The organism is Enterobacter sp. Bisph1, assembly GCF_000814905.1.
GTDB lineage: Bacteria > Pseudomonadota > Gammaproteobacteria > Enterobacterales > Enterobacteriaceae > Kosakonia.
The window spans coordinates 85946-102159 of the sequence record NZ_JXAG01000053.1; the positions used below are offsets into that span (position 1 = coordinate 85946).

The 16214-nt window shown below is 58.2% G+C and carries 15 protein-coding genes; 5 read left to right on the top strand and 10 right to left on the bottom strand.

What is annotated here, in order from left to right; genetic code table 11:
* Window positions 1-58: 58 nt before the first annotated feature.
* From glpA to glpC, 3 genes are read left to right on the top strand one after another with little or no spacing between them, the layout of a single operon-like run.
* Window positions 59-1681, top strand: coding sequence for an anaerobic glycerol-3-phosphate dehydrogenase subunit A (gene glpA, locus RW65_RS20775; RefSeq protein ID WP_039058746.1), 1623 nt, complete (start codon window positions 59-61; stop codon window positions 1679-1681).
* Window positions 1671-2924, top strand: coding sequence for a glycerol-3-phosphate dehydrogenase subunit GlpB (glpB, locus tag RW65_RS20780; protein WP_039058747.1), 1254 nt, complete (start codon window positions 1671-1673; stop codon window positions 2922-2924). The genes glpA and glpB overlap by 11 nt, the downstream gene beginning before the upstream one ends.
* On the top strand, window positions 2924-4114 hold the full coding sequence (gene glpC / locus RW65_RS20785; protein ID WP_039058748.1) for an anaerobic glycerol-3-phosphate dehydrogenase subunit GlpC: 1191 nt from the start codon (window positions 2924-2926) through the stop codon (window positions 4112-4114). The genes glpB and glpC overlap by 1 nt, the downstream gene beginning before the upstream one ends.
* 23 nt (window positions 4115-4137) lie before the next feature.
* On the opposite strand, the gene RW65_RS20790 is transcribed toward glpC, so the two are convergent.
* The 10 genes from RW65_RS20790 to RW65_RS20835 all read right to left on the bottom strand — a co-directional run bounded on the left by RW65_RS20790 (window position 4138) and on the right by RW65_RS20835 (window position 14088).
* A complete protein-coding gene (locus tag RW65_RS20790) occupies window positions 4138-5337 on the bottom strand; it encodes a nicotinamide mononucleotide deamidase-related protein YfaY (protein ID WP_039058749.1) in 1200 nt (399 codons plus the stop codon).
* Window positions 5338-5431: 94 nt separating this feature from the next.
* A complete protein-coding gene (locus RW65_RS20795) occupies window positions 5432-5974 on the bottom strand; it encodes a YfaZ family outer membrane protein (protein WP_039058750.1) in 543 nt (180 codons plus the stop codon).
* 203 nt (window positions 5975-6177) lie between these two features.
* Entirely contained in the window at window positions 6178-7551 is a 1374-nt protein-coding gene (menE, locus tag RW65_RS20800) for an o-succinylbenzoate--CoA ligase (protein WP_039058751.1), read from the bottom strand.
* Window positions 7548-8513 (bottom strand): o-succinylbenzoate synthase, encoded by a 966-nt coding sequence (menC, locus tag RW65_RS20805; protein ID WP_039058752.1) that lies wholly within the window; start codon window positions 8511-8513, stop codon window positions 7548-7550. Before menC ends, menE begins: the two co-directional genes overlap by 4 nt.
* Window positions 8513-9370, bottom strand: coding sequence for a 1,4-dihydroxy-2-naphthoyl-CoA synthase (gene menB, locus RW65_RS20810; protein WP_039058753.1), 858 nt, complete (start codon window positions 9368-9370; stop codon window positions 8513-8515). Before menB ends, menC begins: the two co-directional genes overlap by 1 nt.
* Window positions 9367-10143: a 2-succinyl-6-hydroxy-2,4-cyclohexadiene-1-carboxylate synthase gene (menH, locus tag RW65_RS20815; protein ID WP_039058754.1), complete on the bottom strand. Its 777-nt coding sequence runs from the start codon at window positions 10141-10143 to the stop codon at window positions 9367-9369. Before menH ends, menB begins: the two co-directional genes overlap by 4 nt.
* Window positions 10140-11810: a 2-succinyl-5-enolpyruvyl-6-hydroxy-3-cyclohexene-1-carboxylic-acid synthase gene (gene menD / locus RW65_RS20820; protein WP_039058755.1), complete on the bottom strand. Its 1671-nt coding sequence runs from the start codon at window positions 11808-11810 to the stop codon at window positions 10140-10142. Before menD ends, menH begins: the two co-directional genes overlap by 4 nt.
* Before the next feature lie 71 nt (window positions 11811-11881).
* On the bottom strand, window positions 11882-13177 hold the full coding sequence (menF, locus tag RW65_RS20825; RefSeq protein ID WP_039058756.1) for an isochorismate synthase MenF: 1296 nt from the start codon (window positions 13175-13177) through the stop codon (window positions 11882-11884).
* Between the two features lie 87 nt (window positions 13178-13264).
* Window positions 13265-13570: a stress response protein ElaB gene (elaB, locus tag RW65_RS20830; protein WP_039058757.1), complete on the bottom strand. Its 306-nt coding sequence runs from the start codon at window positions 13568-13570 to the stop codon at window positions 13265-13267.
* A gap of 56 nt (window positions 13571-13626) precedes the next feature.
* On the bottom strand, window positions 13627-14088 hold the full coding sequence (locus RW65_RS20835) for a GNAT family N-acetyltransferase (protein WP_039058758.1): 462 nt from the start codon (window positions 14086-14088) through the stop codon (window positions 13627-13629).
* 62 nt (window positions 14089-14150) lie between these two features.
* Here RW65_RS20835 and rbn point away from each other — a divergent pair, with 62 nt between their 5' ends.
* Window positions 14151-15068, top strand: coding sequence for a ribonuclease BN (gene rbn / locus RW65_RS20840; protein WP_039058759.1), 918 nt, complete (start codon window positions 14151-14153; stop codon window positions 15066-15068).
* Window positions 15069-15151: 83 nt separating this feature from the next.
* Complete coding sequence (locus tag RW65_RS20845; RefSeq protein WP_039058760.1) at window positions 15152-16177, top strand: chemotaxis protein; 1026 nt, start codon at window positions 15152-15154, stop codon at window positions 16175-16177.
* Window positions 16178-16214: the final 37 nt, after the last annotated feature.

Consider the following 16214-nt stretch of genomic DNA (forward strand, 5'->3'; position numbering starts at 1 on the left):
CCACAATCATAGTATGGCTAAATGGTTTCTAAGGAACGTTGACCAGAAGGACGCGAAGATGCCCAACTCCAGTGACTATGATGCGATTATTATCGGCGGCGGCGCGACCGGTGCCGGGATCGCTCGCGACTGTGCCCTGCGCGGGCTGCGTGTGGTATTGCTTGAACGCCACGATATCGCCACCGGCGCGACGGGGCGCAATCATGGCCTGCTGCACAGCGGCGCGCGTTATGCGGTGACGGATAATGAATCAGCCCGTGAATGTATTGCGGAAAATCAGATCCTTAAACGTATTGCCCGCCACTGTATAGAACCGACGGACGGGCTGTTTATTACCCTGCCGGAAGATGACCTGGTCTATCAAAGCCAGTTTATTGATGCCTGCCAGCAGGCGGGTATTCCGGCGCAGGCTATTTCACCTAACGATGCGCTTCGTATGGAGCCAGGCGTCAATCCGGCGCTGATCGGCGCGGTACGCGTGCCGGACGGTACGGTCGATCCGTTTCGCCTGACCGCCAGCAATATGCTTGATGCCCGCGAACACGGCGCGAAGATTCTTACCGGCCATGAAGTGTGTGGGTTGATCCGCAATGGCGACCGCGTGAGCGGCGTACGCCTTTTTCATCCCGCCAGCGGCGAAACGCAGGAGCTGTATGCGCCGGTAGTGGTTAACGCCGCCGGGATTTGGGGTCAGCGCATTGCCGAATATGCCGATCTGTCGATTCGCATGTTCCCGGCGAAGGGATCGCTGTTAATTCTCGATCACCGCATTAATCAGCACGTTATTAACCGCTGCCGCAAACCCGCCGACGCCGACATTCTGGTGCCGGGCGATACCATTTCCCTGATTGGTACTACGTCAACGCATATTGATTACGCCGACATCGATAACCTTCGCGTTACCGCCCAGGAAGTGGATGTGCTGCTGCGGGAAGGGGAAAAATTAGCCCCGGTAATGGCGAAAACACGTATTTTGCGCGCCTACGCGGGCGTACGGCCGCTGGTTGCCAGCGACGATGATCCGAGCGGGCGTAACGTCAGCCGGGGAATTGTATTAATGGATCATGCCCAGCGCGACGGGCTGGAAGGCTTTATCACCATCACCGGCGGCAAACTGATGACCTACCGGTTGATGGCCGAATGGGCTACCGATGCGGTCTGTCGCAAGCTGAATCACAGCGCGCCCTGCACCACCGCCAGCGCGCCGCTCCCCGGTTCGCGCGAACCGACAGAAACGGCGCTGAAAAAAATTATCTCTCTGCCCACACCGCTGCGCGGCTCTGCGGTTTATCGCCACGGCGATCGGACGCCGGCCTGGCTGGGCAGCGATCGGCATAACCGCAGCCTGGTCTGCGAGTGCGAAGCGGTAACCGCCGGGGAAGTGCAATACGCGGTCGAAAACCTGAACGTTCATTCCCTGCTCGACCTGCGCCGCCGCACCCGTGTTGGCATGGGCACCTGCCAGGGCGAACTGTGCGCCTGTCGCGCCGCCGGCCTGCTTAACCGAATGCATGTCACCAATGAACAGGAGTCCGTTGAGCAATTGAAGGGCTTTTTGAACGAACGCTGGAAAGGTATCAAACCCGTCGCCTGGGGTGATGCGCTACGTGAAAGCGAATTTACCCGCTGGGTTTACCAGGGATTATGCGGTCTGGAAAAGGAGGCGGAAGATGAAATTTGATACGGTGATTATTGGCGGCGGGCTGGCCGGGTTATTGTGCGGCATCCGTCTGCTGGAAAACGGCCAGCGCTGTGCCATTGTCAGCCGTGGCCAGAGCGCACTGAGCTTCTCCTCCGGCTCGCTGGATTTGCTCTCGCATTTACCCGATGGTCAACCCATCGCGACCCTGGACAGCGCGATAGACCAGCTACAGCAGAATTACCCCGAACATCCCTATGCGCTCCTTGGCGCTGAAGCTGTTCGTCACTATGCGCACCAGACGCAGACGCTGCTGGCGGATTGCGGGCTGGCGTTACAGGGCGATATCGCTACGCCGCATCAACGAATTACGCCCCTCGGTACGCTGCGGCAAGCCTGGCTTAGCCCAACGGAAGTGCCCGTTAAATCTGCGGCCAATCCGCGTACCGGCGTGGTCGGCATAAGCGGTTTTCTCGATTTTCAGCCGCAGCTGGCCGCCGGCGCGCTGCGTCAGCGCGGCATAGATGCCCACGCCGAAGAGATCGAATTGCCGCTGCTGGATCCGTTGCGCGATAACCCCAGCGAGTTTCGCGCGGTGAATATCGCCCGCCTGCTCGACGTACCAGAACATTTCGATGCCCTTTACGAGGCGCTGAAGCCACTAAGCCAGCAGTATGCGATGCTGTTTCTGCCCGCCTGTTTTGGCCTTGCGGATAACCGCGTCTTTACGCAACTTAATCAGCAGCTGGCCTGTCCGCTGCATCTGCTGCCGACGCTCCCCCCTTCCGTACCGGGTATGCGCATGCAGAGTTTATTGCAGCAGCGCTTTATTCGCAGCGGCGGCAGCTGGATGCCCGGTGACGAAGTGCTGCGGGCCGATATTATCAACGGCCAGGTCATGCAGCTGTGGACCCGTAAGCATGAAGATATTGCGCTGCGCGCCCGCCATGTGGTGCTCGCCAGCGGCAGTTTTTTCAGTAATGGATTGATTGCCGGACGCGATCGTGTGCGGGAGGCGGTATTCGATCTCGATGTTCTGCAAAGCGCGGAGCGCGAAAGTTGGTATCGCGACAATGTCTTCGACAGCCAGCCATGGCAACAATTTGGCGTACAAACCGATGGGCAACTGCACGGCCTGCGTCAGGGCAAACCGGTGTCGAATCTGTATGTGATTGGTTCCGTGCTGGGCGGTTTCGATCCTATTGCCCAGGGATGCGGCGGCGGCGTTTGCGCCGTCACAGCCCTTTATGCCGCACAGCAAATTTGCGCACAGGGAGGCGAATAATGAACACGCCGCAGTTTGAAAGCTGTATCAAATGTACCGTTTGCACCACCGCCTGCCCCGTCAGCGGCGTCAATCCCGCTTACCCCGGCCCGAAACAGGCCGGTCCCGATGGTGAACGCCTGCGGTTAAAAGATGCCGCGCTGTATGACGACGCGCTGAAATATTGCACCAACTGCAAACGCTGCGAAACCGCCTGCCCGTCCGGGGTGAAGATTGGCGATCTGATTCAGCGCGCCCGCGCGCAGTACGCGCCGAAAAAGCTCTCTATCCGTAATGCCATTCTCAGCCATACGGATCTGCTGGGTACGCTCTCAACGCCGGTCGCACCGCTGGTCAATGCGGCAACCTCGCTGAAACCGGTGCGCAAGTTGCTGGATGCGACGCTCAAAATCGATCATCACCGCACGCTGCCGAAATACTCCAGCGGCACCTTTCGCCGCTGGTATCGCAGCGTCGCCGCCCGTCAGCAGGAATTCACTCAGCAGGTGGCGTTTTTCCACGGCTGCTATGTCAATTACAACCATCCACAGTTAGGTAAGGATCTGATCCGCGTGCTGAACCATATGGGCACCGGCGTCCAGCTGCTGGAACGGGAGAAATGCTGCGGCGTGCCGCTGATTGCCAATGGCTTTTACGACAAAGCAAAAAAACAGGCGCAGTTTAATGTCCACGCGCTGGAGCAGGCCATCGGCAGCAAGGGATTACCGGTCATTGCCACGTCATCGACCTGCGCCTTTACGCTGCGTGATGAATATCCGCACCTGCTGGACGTGGATAACAGCCATTTGCGTGCGCATATTGATTTAGCCACGCGATGGATCTGGCGCATGCTGGATGAAGGGAATGATTTACGCCTGAAAACGACGCCGCTGAAAGTGGTTTATCACACGCCCTGCCATATGGAAAAAATGGGCTGGACCCACTATACGCTGGAGCTGTTGCGACGTATTCCGGGGCTGGAACTGACGGTGCTGGACTCGCGCTGCTGCGGTATTGCCGGAACCTACGGCTTTAAAAGCGAGAACTATCCTACCTCGCAGGCAATTGGCGCGCCGCTATTTGCGCAGATTGAGGCCAGCGGCGCAGATTTGGTGGTTACGGATTGTGAAACCTGCAAATGGCAAATCGAGATGTCGACCAGCAAACGCTGTGAACATCCCATTACGCTGCTGGCAAACGCATTAGGGTAACGGCGCGCCGTTACCCTTAACCGTTACTCTACCGTCAGCGTGTCAACCACATTGATCCAGCCGTGATCGCTGGCAATGTCTTTACCTGCCAGCCAGCGGCGCAGAATATTCAGCGCCATCATGGCGCACACTTCCTGGCGCACCGCCAGCCCGTGACGATTGACGTTGAACTTTACCCGCAGCGCGCGGGTGCCTTCCGGCGTTGCCAGCGCGAAGTTAAGATGATCCTCTTCCAGACCGGTTACCGTTAATGCCAGCCCGGCGAGATGACGGTTGCGCAGTTCGGTGGTCCAGCGTGCGCTTTGTGCCAACTCTTCTGCCTGCGACGGCAGCACTTCACTGGCCAGCAGAGGCGCACCGGCGCGAGAAAGCTGCAGCGCCACCAGCCCACCGGTAAACTGCTCACTCAGCGTCAGGCTCAATTGGCGTTCACGCAGGGTCGCGGCGAGTGCCGCCGGTAAACCTTCGGTGCCTTCAAAAATTAAGCTCTCGCCGGCAACCCTTTTCACTTCCGGCCACAGCGCTTCCATTGCCGCACGGTGCTCTGCCGGACCGGTTAGTTTTAATTCAATAATCGGCATCGAAGAGCGATAGCCCATTACCACGCCCGGCGGCAGTGGCAGATGTTGCAGGCTCTGCGCCAGATCGCTTTCGGAGCGTCCGAAGGTGGTTAAACGCAGGCAAACCGGCGGCGACGGCAACGTAAAGCGCTCACGCAGACGCGGCAGAATTTCCTGCTCAACCATTACTTTGAATTCTGACGGCACGCCCGGGGTAAAGAACATCAGGCAGCGGTTCAGCTGCAGGGCAAAGCCACAGGCGGTGCCGACCGGGTTATCAACCAGTTCGGCGCTGGCGGGGATCTCAGCCTGTTTGCGGTTGCTCGGTGCCATGATGCGACCGCGTTCGCTAAAGAAGCGCTCCATCTGCGCCAGCCACGCTTCATGCAGCACCAGTCCTTCACCTTTCGCGGTGGCGGCGGCCAGCGCGCTGAGGTCATCGCTGGTGGGCCCTAAGCCGCCATTCACAATCAGTACATCCGCGTGCTCGCTGCGTTCACGCAGAACAGCGACCAAATCATCCAGATTGTCGCCCACGGTATTACGCCGGGTGAGCGGCAGACCGCTATTAAAGAAAAAATCTGCCAGCCAGGCCGCATTGGTATCCACTATCTGGCCATGCAGCACTTCATCGCCGGTCGATAGCATCTCTACATTCAACATTGTTAACTCCTGCAATCGAGGTTGAAACACTATAGCGCATGCGCAGAGGTAAAAACGGAGTGAAACAGGCGCGGCAGGGTGCCGCGCCGGAGGATTAGAAACCGGCACTGACGCCGACATACGGGCCGTCGGCAATGGCGTTATCACGACGCCCCTCTTTACCGGTCAAATTGATGTAGCGGTAACCAGCTTCGACGGTCAGCGGGCGCATAATGGTATAACGCGCACCGGCGTTCGCTTCCTGGTACTCTTTCACGCCGCTGGAGAGGGAATCCGGTGAGTAGTAGTATTCGCCAAACAGGCTGAAGCCGCTGGCAATATGCCACTGTAACCCGCCGCCAACGGCAATGGCGTAACCTTTGCTGCCGACATCCGGATTAAGATAAATGCCTTTACCGCCAACGGTGGCGAGGAAAGGACCGAGCGGCAGGTTATAACCCAGGCCGAGACCGGCGATATCACCGTCATCTTCGCTGTGTGCCCAGTTACCGCTGACGGCGATACCGCTGGTTTCTGTACCCATACCGAAGCCAAGGTTGGTGTAATCTTTGCCAATCTGTCCATGCAGATTAATAGCCTGCGCGCCAGCAGAGACCAGCAACAAGCTGGCTAAACCTAATACAGCAACGTTCTTCATTTTTTAATTTCCGCACATAACGGGCCCAATGCCCAAAAGCCTCTGATTGTACGCTTAATTTTCTGGCAGAAGAACGATTAAAAAGGCCCGTCCGGAGAGATTCGGTCACTTTTCCCGCAGCGGGATCGACAGGGTGAAACAGCCGCGCTATCTGGCATTGCGCCTAACGTTAACCGTGGCGGTAAGTTTCTCGCCGGGGCGCGTTATTCGGCGCTAGCCCCAAGCCCGGCTACCCATTCGGTGACCGCCTGGCGCGAGATCTTGATACCGCCTGTTTTCAGCGCTGCGGGCAAGGCCAGCCAGCGTACCGGCTGCTGGAAACGGGCCAGTTTTTCAGCCACCCACTGGCTTAGCGCATCGGCATTTATCTCGCCTGCGCACTCCACCACCGCCACCGGACGATGCCCAAATTCGGCATCATCAATCGGCACCACCAGCACCTGCTGTACCTGCGGATGGCGGGCGATAATGCGTTCTACCTCTTCAGGCTGAATGCCTTCGCCGCCGCTGAAAAAGAGATTATCCAGACGGCCGCGAATGGTCAGACTCCCATCTTTCCACACGCCGCGATCGCGGGTGGCAAACCAGCCTTCACTGTTCGCCAGCGGCATCAGTTCGCCGTCGCGCCAGTAACCAGACGCCATACTGGCGGCGCGCAGCCACACCTCTTCATCGACAATTTTTATCTCGCGCCCCGAAAGCGGGTAACCCACATCCGGCTGGCCGTCGGCCTCTTTTGCGCATACCGTCGAGGCAAACTCCGTTAAGCCGTAGCCACACCAGCAGCGAATGCCGCGCTGGCTTGCCTGCTGAGTGAGTTCTACGGGGATCGCAGCACCACCGAGCAGTACCGCCTTTAGCGAGACGGCGGCCTTGTCATTCAATAAGCGCCACAGTTGGGTTGGCACTAGCGAGGCGTGACTGCAGCCAACCAGCGCCTGCTCCAGCGGCACGTTTTGCCGCACGGTAATCCGCGCACCGGCCGACAGCCAGCGCCAGAGGATCCCCTGCCCGGAAACATGAAACAGCGGCAGAGAGAGCAGCCAGTCATCTTCTGCACGAAACGGAATCAAGGCCAAAACGCCCTCGGCGCTGGCAAGATGCGCGGCACAGGTGTGCACCGCCGCCTTCGGCAAGCCGGTCGAACCGGAGGTCAGCGTCATGGAGGCCAGCCGCTGCGGCTGCCAGTCAACGGCATAATCGCCGTCAGCTTCGCGTAAGGACAGCGAGGTTAAACCGTCATAGGCCGCGTGGGATTCCAGATCGATAGCAAAACGCAGCGTAAGCTGCGGCAGCAGCGCCGCCAGTAACGAAGCGGGCAACTGCGGGTTAAGGGGTAAAATCCGCGCACCGCACTGTAACAACGCCAGCCATGCCAGCAGCATATCCGGTTGATTGCGGGCGCGTAATAGCACGCCATCGCCAGGCATAACGCCCTGGCGGGCGAAAGCGCTGGCCAGCCTGTCGATACGCAAACAGAGCTCACGCCAGTTCAGCGTGTGCTGATCGAGGCGAATCGCCGCCTGCGAAGGGCGGTTCCGGCGCCAGTGACGCCAGGGCCAGTCGGAAAAAGTCATCGTAAGGGTTCCAGCGCATCCACCTGCAGGCAGGGTAAATCACTCTGCGGCCAGCGGCGCAGCAGCTGAGTTTTCATCAATTGCAGCGTATCCAGCCCCGGCACCGTACCCGGCGTCAGCCAGGCAGCTATGCGCGCCAGCTGCGTCAGACCGAGGCTCGATTCGATAGAGGAGCTAATTACCACCGTCAATCCCAAAGCTTTTGCCGCCGCAACCTGCTGCTGAACCTTGTGCAAGCTGCCCGTCAGCATTGGCTTGATAACCACAGCGCCTACGCCGGGCTGCTGTTGAAAATAAAAGTCCGCGTCACGCAGGCTTTCATCCCAGGCAAGGGTAATACCGGTCTCCTCGGCGAAAGCCAGCGAATCTTCACGCGTCTTGCAGGGCTCTTCGAGAAAAGCAATGCGCGGGCGGTATTGTGGATTCACATAGCGGGCAAACTGCCTGGCTTTCAGCGGCGTCCAGGCGCGATTGGCATCGAGGCGCAACTGCAGATCGGGGATCGACTCCAGCAGTAAATTAACCACCATGCCGTCGCGCACCGCTTCATACAGCCCGACTTTCACTTTCGCCAGTTTCTCGCCCGGCAGCGCGGCCAGGGCGGCGAAAAGCTCGTCAGGATCGCCGCTACAGAGCATCGCGGCACGATAATCCGCCGCCTGCGGCAGCGCATCAGCGAGTTCAGCAAGGGCGCAGCTCAGGCCAAAGGCGGCGGAGGGCTGAGCGGGCAGCGCTGGCGTTTCACCAGAGAGCCAGCAATCAACCCAGCCGATTACCAGCGGCTGAACCTCGTCCAGCGTCTCTTCGCTAAACCCCGGCAGCGGGGAAATTTCGCCCCAGCCTTCGCGCATGCCCTCTTTAAGATGCACAAACAGGCCATCGCGCGTTTTCAGGCGCCGCTCACGCAGCACCACACCCGCGTCAAGCGGGATTTGCCAGCGGTAAACCTGCGCCTGTCGCATTATGGATTCCGTTTGAATTTGCTGAAATCGGGCTGGCGTTTTTGGTTAAACGCGTTGCGGCCTTCCTGCCCCTCTTCCGTCATATAGAAGAGCATGGTGGCGTTACCGGCAAGCTCCTGCAGGCCCGCCTGGCCGTCGCAGTCAGCGTTGAGGGCGGCTTTCAGGCAGCGCAGCGCCATCGGGCTGTTTTGCAGCATTTCACGGCACCAGCGCACGGTCTCTTTTTCCAGATCCGCCAGCGGTACTACGGTGTTAACCAGTCCCATATCCAGCGCCTGTTGCGCGTCGTACTGACGGCAGAGGAACCAGATTTCACGCGCTTTTTTCTGCCCGACAATGCGCGCCATATAGGCAGCGCCCCAGCCGCCATCGAAAGAGCCGACTTTCGGGCCGGTCTGGCCGAAAATGGCGTTTTCCGCCGCGATGGTCAGATCGCACATCATATGCAGCACATGGCCGCCGCCAATGGAGTAGCCCGCAACCATCGCCACCACCGGTTTCGGGCAGGTGCGGATCTGGCGCTGGAAGTCCAGCACGTTGAGGTGGTGGGTGCCAGAATCATCCTGATAGCCGCCGTAATCGCCGCGTACTTTTTGATCGCCGCCAGCACAGAAGGCTTTATCCCCTTCACCGGTCAGAACGATCACGCCAATACTGTCGTCATAACGCGCATCCGCCAGGGCCTGGATCATCTCTTTAACCGTCAACGGACGGAACGCATTGCGCACCTGAGGGCGATTAATGGTGATTTTGGCAATACCGTCGGCAGATTTCTGATAACGGATATCGCTGTAGCCTTCAGAACAGTCTTGCCATTCAACCGGCGCGTAAAGCATGCTTTCATCAGGGTAGATCATAGTGGGTCCTTTATCTCAAGACGCAGAATTCGCGCCAGGGCGGTGGCAACGGTAGCGGGATTTTCCCGGTGCGCGTTGTGCCCGGCGGCAGGAATGGCGTGACAGCGGCGGGAGACTTGCGTCGCCAGCGCCTGAAATTTACTGTCATGTTCACCGTATAAATAGTGTATCGGGAAAGGCAGTTCCCGCAGTGCAGCGCGCAAATCGGGCTGGCGAGCAAGGGATGTTGCTTCAAGCATGGCCGCCAGCGACGCACCGTTGTTGCGGCTGCGTAAAGCCACCAGCGCGCTGCGCTCGGCGTCGCTTAATGAGGCAAAAACCGGCTGTCGGTACCAGGCGTCAAACACCTCCGGCAGCGGTTGCTGACGAAAACTCGCCGCCCATTGGCTATCGTTAGCGCTTCGCTCGGCGCGGGCCTCTTCCGAGGTCAGTCCAGGATGCGCCCCTTCAACAATCACCCCGCACAGCCCGGCGGGCTGCTGGCAGGCGTGAAACAGCGCAACGCGGCCGCCGAGGGAGTACCCCACCAGCCAGTACTTTAGTATGTTGTAACTATCAAGCGTAGCCCGCAGCAGCGCATCCAGTTGTGCAAAAGAGGCAACCTGAATATCCGCCGACGCGCCGTGTCCGGGCAGATCCAGATAGAGGCGAGGCAGCCTGTCCAGGGTTTCGCCTGCGGGCTGCCACTCGCGGTTATCGCCGGAAAAGCCATGCAGAAACACCAGCCACGGCTGCGACTGGTTTCCGGGCATGGCCTGACCGTGGAGGATCACAGTTGGCTTACCTGCGCCAGCAGCGTTTGCAGCGTCTGCGCGCCGTCGGTGGCGTTAACCACCAGTTCAATAACGGTGGCTCCCGGTTTAGCCCATGCGTCGTCCAGCGCCTGCTCAAGCTCAGCCCAGTTTTGCGGGCGCTGGTAACCGAGGCTGAACATCGCCGCCGCGTGGGAAAAATCGATATTCTGCGGCATCAAATAGAACTGCTCGCGCTCGGCGGGCGGCGTAGGCAGTAATGAGAAAATTTGCCCGCCATTGTTATTCACCACCAGCAGTACGAAGGGAGCGGAAGCCTGACGCAGCAGCGCCAGCGCGTTGAGATCGTAAAGGGCAGAAAGATCGCCAACGATAGCCAGCGTCGGCCGGGCGGTGGCGCGCTGTACGCCTGCGGCTGTCGACAACAGGCCGTCAATGCCGCTCGCACCACGGTTGCTGTACACCGGGTAACCTGCCGGGAGCTGGCTTAAGGCATCCACCAGCCGTACCACCAGGCTGTTACCCAGAAAAAGCTGGCCCTGTGCGGGTAAATAATCCGCAATGCGGTGCGCCAGCTGCGCCTCGCCAAAACTCTCCCGCTTAGCATCCACCGCTTGCCACGCTTGTGCAGATAGCGCCGGAATTGCCTCATACCAGGGGGCGCGCGGCTCCGCCGGATGCAGCGCCAGCCAGTCGGCGACGCTGGCTATAAGCCTCCGTCCGCGATGATGAGCGGGATCGAGCCGCCCTGGCAGCTTATCGATCAGCCAGTACTCTTGCGGCTCGCAGGTCGCCTGCCACTGCAACAGACGTTTACCCGTCAGGCTGCTGCCAAACTGCAGTACGATTTGCGCCTGCTGCAGTTCTGCTACCGCCCGGCCATTGCCGAGCCACAGATCGGCACAGGGTAATGGCTGCCCGGTTTGCGAAAGCGCATCGCCAATCAGCGGCCAGCCGAGTGTGCTGGCCCATTCTGCCAGCTGAAGGCCTTCTTCGGCGCTCATGCGTCCCGCAACGATCGCGCCGCGTTTTTGACGCCAGAAAAACCAGTCGCGCTGCTTTTCGCACGCTATCGCGCCCGGCGCACGCAGCCACGGCGACTCCGCCTGCCACCAGTCGCCCAGCGCCTGTTGCCAGCCAAGACCGGTCTCATCCATTTCACCGTACAGAGGTTCGGCGAACGGGCAGTTAATATGCACCGCGCCGCCCGCTAACGATCCCAGCAGATTATCGATAGCCGAGACCAGCCAGCGGGCAGGAATATCCTGCGACGGGCGCGGCAGCGCGAGCGCTTCGGTAGGATGTGAGGCGAAGATGCCCGGCTGGCGAATGGCCTGGTTTGCACCGCAGTCAATCAGCTCCGGCGGTCTGTCCGCCGTCAGCAGAATCAGTTTTTCACCGGTTAAACCGGCTTCGATAAGCGCCGGATAGAGATTGGCGACCGCCGTCCCGGAGGTGACAATGACCGCCACCGGCTGATTGCTGGCCTTGGCCAGCCCCAGCGCGAGATGGCCTAAACCACGCTCATCAAAATGGGTGTGATGGATAAAGGCGGGATTTTCCGCCGCCGCAAGGGTTAAGGGGGTGGAACGCGATCCCGGGGCAATGCAAACATGCCTGACGCCGTGACGGGTAAGGGCTTCGAGGATCACCGCCGCCCAGCGCCGGTTAAATGAGCTTATCGACATGAATTTGTCCGGTATCAATATTACGGCTTAGTATAAATAATCAGAAAGGGTCTATTTTTGATATGGGTCGGTTATGCGTACGTAAGTTTTAATAAGGATCGCAAACCTGCCGCTTTATTCTCGATTTCCTGCCACTCAAGTTCCGCATCTGAACCAGAGACAATGCCGGCACCGGCATACAGACGGACGGTTTCGCCACTGACCTTTGCCGAGCGCAATGCGACGCAAAACTCACTTTGCGCCCGCGACAGATACCCCGCCGAACCGGCATACCATTCCCGCTGAAAGGGTTCATAGCGCGCAATAAACGCCTTCGCGTCTAAACGCGGCAGTCCGGCGACCGCCGCGGTTGGCTGCAGCATCTGCAGGCAAAGAGCATCATCCTGGCTGTGCAGGAAGGTCCAGATACAGCGGCGCAGATGCTGCACCTTACGCAAGCGGACCACCTGCGGCGGCAGCACTTCCAGCGCGCCGGTTTGCTGCTGCAAACGCTGGCAAATATCTTCAACCACCAGCATATTCTCGCGCTGGTTTTTATCATCGCGCATTAACCAGTCGGCAAGCTGCTGCGCCTGCTCATCGTCTTCACGATTGGCGACCGTACCGGCCAGCGCTTCTGTACGAAGCGCATTGCCGCGCCGCCGCCACAGCCGCTCGGGCGAGGAGCCGAGAAAGGCAGTTTGCGCATTAAACACCAGCATAAAGTGAAAACAGTGATGATTAAGACGGCGGCTGGCGGCCATCAGCGCGGCGGCATCGACGGGATGGGCAAAGCGGTAGTCCGTGGCGCGGGCGAGGACCACTTTATCCAGCTCACCGCCTTCAAGTTTGCTGAGCGCCTGTTCGATAAGCGTCTGCCAGCCATCGCGCTCGGGAACGTGCTGTTGCTCAAGGCAAGGTTGCTGGATCTGTGCCAGCGGTGCAGGTTCCACTAACGCCGCAAGAAATTGTTGCGCGCTAAGTGCGTCATCCTGCAACGAAGTCTCGCTCCACAGATAGAGGCGTAAAAAGGCGCGCCCGGCTTCCCGTCGCCACTCCAGACGTGGCAAAAAGAGCTCGCCCTGCGCCGGGTCAAAGGCATTGAGCCCCCAGACGCGCACATCGTCGCCATAAGGTTGTAGAAACTGTTGTGCCTGGGGCAGTGAAGAGAAACGACGTAATGCGCCAAGGGCGGCGGCTTCGTCTTCACCGCTACGCTGCTGCCAGTAGAATTGCGGCCAAATGTGTTGGCTGGCAAGCCAGGCAAGCGGATCAAAGGCGTCGTTTAACGGGAAAGGGGCATCAAAAAAACAAAAGCCGGGTAACCGGGAATCGATTTCGGTCAGGCGCAAATGTAAGTGTGATAGCGCAGAGGAAATAGAGTACACGCGAGCCCCTCCCTGTTAAAAACCACATAGTATACGGGGTACTTAGCGTAATAACAGTACCCCCTTCCAGGGAGGGGAAGTGAAGCTTTAGCGGCGAGCTAACAGCAGACCGAGCACCATACCAACGGCAGCACCGACACCAATGCCCTGCCACGGTTTTTCATGCACGTAATCATCGGCAAGATAAACCGCTTTTTTCGCACGGTAGTAGTAGGTATCCGATGCGCTGCTGACGCGATGTTTAACGTCGTTCAGCGCCTGCTCGGCACGGGCTTTCAGTTCAATGTACTTTTGATCGGCGGGATCGCCTGAGGAGCGAAGAATTTCTTCCAGCGTTTCGCTCAGCAGGGTCAGGTCGTCATCAATATGTGATTCATAAGAGTGATTAGTCATCTTTTTTCTCCATGTTATGCACCTGTTGTCCGCTAACTATAGACAAAGGCTAGCGGTTACGCCTGGCGGATCTCCCGCGCCATTCCCACGTGTGGAATACCGTCTTCGTCATAAACATCGGTAACGGGCACAAAGCCAAAGCGACCATAGAAAGATTGCAGATGTGCCTGCGCGCCCAGGTACAGCGCGTGCTGCGGCCAGTGCTGCTCGCAGGAACGCAGCGCACATTCCATCAGCTGATAACCCAGTTTTTGACCGCGCACCCCGGCGCTGACAATCACCCGGCCGATGGTAATCGGTGATAAATCATCGTTACTTTTCAGAATCCTCGCATACGCTACCAGCCTGTCGTCCTGCCAGCCGAGGATATGGCGGTTCTCACCGATCAGGTCATCACCATCGATATCGAGATAGGGGCAAGTCTGCTCAACAACAAACACTTCACAGCGTAATTTCAGCAGCGCATAAAGCTCGGCGACGCTTAATTCGGAATGGTGCAAATCTTGCCAGCGAATCATCTTCTTCTCCTTATTTATAGTCACCTCGTTATACTAGATTCTTTTCCTTGCGGGCAAAGATTGTGGAACTGATTTTCTTAGGCACTTCTGCGGGCGTACCGACCCGGGCGCGGAATGTTACGGCCATGCTGCTCAATTTGCAGCACCCGACCCGTGCCGGACTCTGGCTATTTGATTGCGGCGAAGGCACCCAGCAGCAGATGCTGCGCACCGCCTTTCACCCCGGTAAGCTGGATAAGATTTTTATCACCCATCTGCATGGCGATCACCTCTTCGGCCTGCCCGGGCTGCTGTGCAGCCGTTCAATGGCGGGCAACGTTCAGCCGCTACAGATTTATGGCCCGGCGGGGATTCGCGAGTTTGTTGAAACCACCCTGCGTCTCAGCGGTTCATGGACCGATTATCCACTGACTATCGAAGAGATCACGCCGGGACAGGTGGTTGACGACGGCCTGCGCAAAGTGACCGCTTACCCGCTGGCGCATCCGGTGGAGTGTTACGGCTACCGTATCGAAGAGCACGATAAACCCGGCGCGCTGGATGCCGCGGCGTTGAAAGCAGAAGGCATCCCGGCAGGTCCGCTATTTCAACAATTAAAAGCGGGCAAAACCGTTACGCTGCCTGACGGGCGCACGGTGAATGGCGCAGATTATCTGGCCCCGGCTGAAAGCGGCAAGAAGATAGCCATCTTTGGCGATACCGCACCCTGCCCTGCAGCCGTTGAACTGGCGCAAGGGGTTGATCTGCTGGTACATGAAGCCACCCTTGAGTGGGCAATGGAAGAGAAAGCCAACAGCCGCGGGCACAGCTCCACGCGCCAGGCCGCCCAGCTTGCCGCCGCTGCCGGCGCGAAACGGCTGGTGATCACCCATCTCAGTTCACGTTACGATGATAAGGGGAGCCAAATGATGCTTGCCGAGTGCCAACGTGACTTTTCACAGACGTTCCTGGCTGAAGACTTTGCGGTAGTTCACATTTGATTTGAATTTAGGCACTCTGCACTCTATTTTTTCGCCACCATGCCGATAACAGTTTTACGCAGGCATTTCCTATTGAGGGCATGATGGACAATTTCCAGAAAGACATCGATGACAGGGCGAATCTTACTCTGTCGAACCGGTTTGAGCTGTTGCTGTTTCGCCTTGGCACATCGTTAGATGCCACCAAATCTGAATTATTTGGCATTAACGTGTTCAAGTTACGTGAAATCGTTCCGATGCCCAATTTTACCCGTCCGGCCGGGATGAAGCCGCCGCTTATGGGAATGGTGAATATCCGCGATCAGGTGATCCCGGTGATTGACCTCTCTGCGGTGGCCGGCTGTAAGCCTGCAAGCGGTCTGAACATCCTACTGATTACGGAATATGCCCGAAGCGTGCAGGCATTTGCCGTTGAGTCCGTGGAAAATATTATTCGCCTGGACTGGAAACAGGTGCACACGGCGGAAAAAGCGATCAACGGTCGCTATATCACCAGTATTGCCTGCCTGGATGAAGATAAGGATACCAACAACCTGGCGATGGTGCTGGACGTTGAGCAGATCCTGTATGACATCGTGCCTGCGGATCATGACGTACACGGCGAACATGTGCCGGACAAGAAATTCAATATGAAGCCTGGTGCGGTCGCTATCGTGGCGGAAGACTCCAAAGTGGCGCGCGCCATGCTGGAGAAAGGGCTTAACGCCATGCAGATCCCGAACTCTATGCATATTACCGGTAAGGATGCGTGGGAGAAGATCCAGCAAATCGCACAGCAGGCCGATGCTGAAGGCGTGCCGATTAATGAAAGGATCTCAATGGTGCTAACGGACCTTGAGATGCCGGAAATGGACGGCTTTACCTTAACGCGTCTGATTAAAACGGATCCGCGTCTGAAGAACATTCCGGTGGTGATCCACTCGTCGCTCTCCGGTAGCGCTAACGAAGATCACGTACGTAAAGTTCAGGCCGATGGCTACGTGGCGAAGTTCGAGATTAACGAACTCTCTGCGGTTATTCAGGAAGTGCTGGATCGCGCCGCTAACAATGTTCGCGGCCCGCTGATTAGCCATCGCGAGATTTTATCGACCCCGTTGCTGGCGAAGTAACCCCTCCGCTTTTCCTTTTAAAAGCCCATAAAAAAAC